This is a genomic window from Micromonospora sp. 4G55 (assembly GCF_016803375.1).
This window is the reverse complement of record NZ_JAEVHN010000816.1, coordinates 1-2,452: the sequence shown is the minus strand read 5'-3', so window position 1 is coordinate 2,452 and position 2,452 is coordinate 1. Positions and strand designations below refer to the sequence as shown.

The window sequence follows — 2,452 nt, the reverse complement described above, 5'->3', positions numbered from 1 at the left end:
CGCCGGCCGTCCGCCCCGAGAAGAGGCAGCCGCCGAGGAAGGTGCCCTCCAGGGCGTTGTAGCCGTGCATGCCGCCGCCACCGAACCCGGCGACCTCGCCGGCGGCGTACACCCCGCCGAGCGGCTCGCCGTCCGGGCGCAGCACCCGGCCGGAGAGGTCGGTGTGCAGCCCGCCGAGGGTCTTGCGGGTCAGCACGTGCAGCTGGACGGCGATCAGCGGGCCCGCCGCCGGGTCGAGCAGCCGGTGCGGGGTGGCGACCCGGATCAGCCGGTCGCCCCGGTACCGGCGGGCGCCCCGGACGGCGTGTAGCTGGGCGTCCTTGCCGAACGGGTGGGCGATGTCGCGGTCGCGCGCCTCGACCAGCCGGCGCAGCGGCGTGACGTCCAGCTGCGGGCCGCCGGTCTCGGCCGCCAACGCGTTCATCCCGTCGACCAGTTCCTCCAGGGTGTCGGCGACCACGAAGTCGGCGCCGTGGCGCTTGAACGCCTCGACCGGGCCGGGCGCGCCGGGACGGACCCGTTGCAGAACTTGCCGGACGCTGCGGTTGGTCAGGTCCGGGTCTGCTCGGAGCCCGACAGCGCGAACTCCTTCTCGATGATCTTCTGGGTGAGCAGGAACCAGCTGTAGTCGTGGCCCGTGCTCCGCAGGTGCCGCAGGGTGGCGAGGGTGTCGAAGCCGGGGAACAGCGGCGCGGGCAGGCGCCGACCGGTCGCGTCGAGCCACAGCGACGACGGGCCGGGCAGGATCCGGATGCCGTGGTCCGGCCAGACTGGGTCCCAGTTGCGCAGGCCCTCGGTGTAGTGCCACATCCGGTCCGGGTTGATCACCTGCCCGCCGACGGCCTCGGTGATGCCCAGCATCCGGCCGTCGACGTGGGCGGGCACCCCGGCGACCATCCGGGTCGGCGGCGTGCCGAGCCGCGCCGGCCAGGCCCGCCGGACGAGGTCGTGGTTACCGCCGATGCCGCCCGAGGTGATGATCACCGCCTGCGCGCCGTAGGCGAAGTCGCCGACGGCCACCCGGGAGGTGCTGCGGCCGCGTGGGGCGTCGTCGGGTTCGAGGACCGTCCCGCGTACCCCGGTGACCACCCCGCCGGCGGTGACGAGTTCGTCGACCCGGTGCCGGAACAGCAGCCGTACCCGGCCTTCGTCGACGGTCTTCTGGACCCGCCGGGCGAACGGCTCGACCAGCCCTGGGCCGGTGCCCCAGGTGACGTGGAACCGGGGTACGGAGTTGCCGTGGCCGTCGGCCGCTCCCCCGCCCCGCTCGGCCCAGCTGACCACGGGGAAGACCCGGTGGCCCATCGACCGCAGCCAGGCCCGCTTCTCCCCGGCCGCGAAGTGCACGTACGCCTCGGCCCACCGGCGCGGCCAGTGGTCCTCGGGCCGGTCGAAGGCCGCGCTGCCCGTCCAGTCCTGCCAGGCCAGTTCGACCGAGTCGCGGATGCCCATCCGCCGCTGCTCGGGCGAGTCCACCAGGAAGAGGCCGCCGAACGACCAGAACGCCTGCCCGCCGAGGTTCTGCGCGGGCTCCTGGTCGAGCAGCAGCACCCGCCGACCCGCGTCGGCGGCCTCGGCGGCGGCGACCAGGCCGGCCAGCCCGGCGCCGATCACGATGACATCCGTATCCATGTCACCGACGCTACGTACGAGGTTGCCAAGATGATGGCGATCCACGCGCAAGATCCAGGGTAGGTTTTGTAACCCGGATGACAAAGTGAGGGGCGGAAGCGTGTCCGACGCGCTCATCGACATCGAGCCGGGGCTCGCCGCCCTCCCGCCGACGGTCGGCGAGCACCTGCGCGGGCTGCGGGGACCCCTGCGCGAGCGGATCCTCGCGACCGTCCGCGCGGCGATGCGGGCGCAGGGCCGGTCGCTGACCGGCGGACAGGGGCAGGGCCTCACCCTCGGCGTCGAGACCGCCGTCGACGCGTTCGTCGAGGCGGTCGCCGATCCGGGCCGCGACCTCGCCGCCACCCGGGCGGTGTTCCACGCGCTCGGCCGCACCGAGTACCGGGAGGGCCACCGGGTGGACGCGCTGCGCACCGTCCTCACCCTCGGCGCCCGGGACATCTGGGCCTTCCTGGTGGAGCACGCCGGCCCGGCCGGCCCGGCACCGAGCGACCTGTACGTCATCGCCGGTGCGCTCTTCGGCTTCGCCGACGCCCTCGCCGGCGCGGCGGCGGAGGGGTACCTCGAGGAGCAGCGCGACGCCGCGCAGGACTGGGCGACCACCCGACGCCGGCTGATCACCCTGCTGGTGCAGCCCGAGGTCCCGGCGGAGAGCGCGCTGCACGCGGCGGCCGACGCGGCCCGCTGGCCGTTGCCCCGCAGCGTTGCCGTGGTCAGCGTCGACGGCACCGACGCCGAGCACCTGGCGCGGTCCATCGGCGGGGGCGCGATCGCCACCGTCATCGACGACGCGGTACGGCTCGTGCTGCCGACCCGGACA

At 74.8% G+C, this 2,452-nt stretch carries 1 protein-coding gene and 1 pseudogene; one reads left to right on the top strand and one right to left on the bottom strand.

Going from position 1 to position 2,452, the window contains the following annotated elements; genetic code table 11:
- Nucleotides 1-1,632: pseudogene (locus JNW89_RS34645) on the bottom strand (FAD-binding dehydrogenase); the annotation flags it as partial.
- A 100-nt stretch (nt 1,633-1,732) separates the two neighbouring features.
- Between JNW89_RS34645 and JNW89_RS34640 the strand changes: the two are divergent.
- Nucleotides 1,733-2,452 (top strand): hypothetical protein (locus tag JNW89_RS34640; RefSeq protein ID WP_238452240.1); only part of this gene is annotated, 720 nt, incomplete at its 3' end.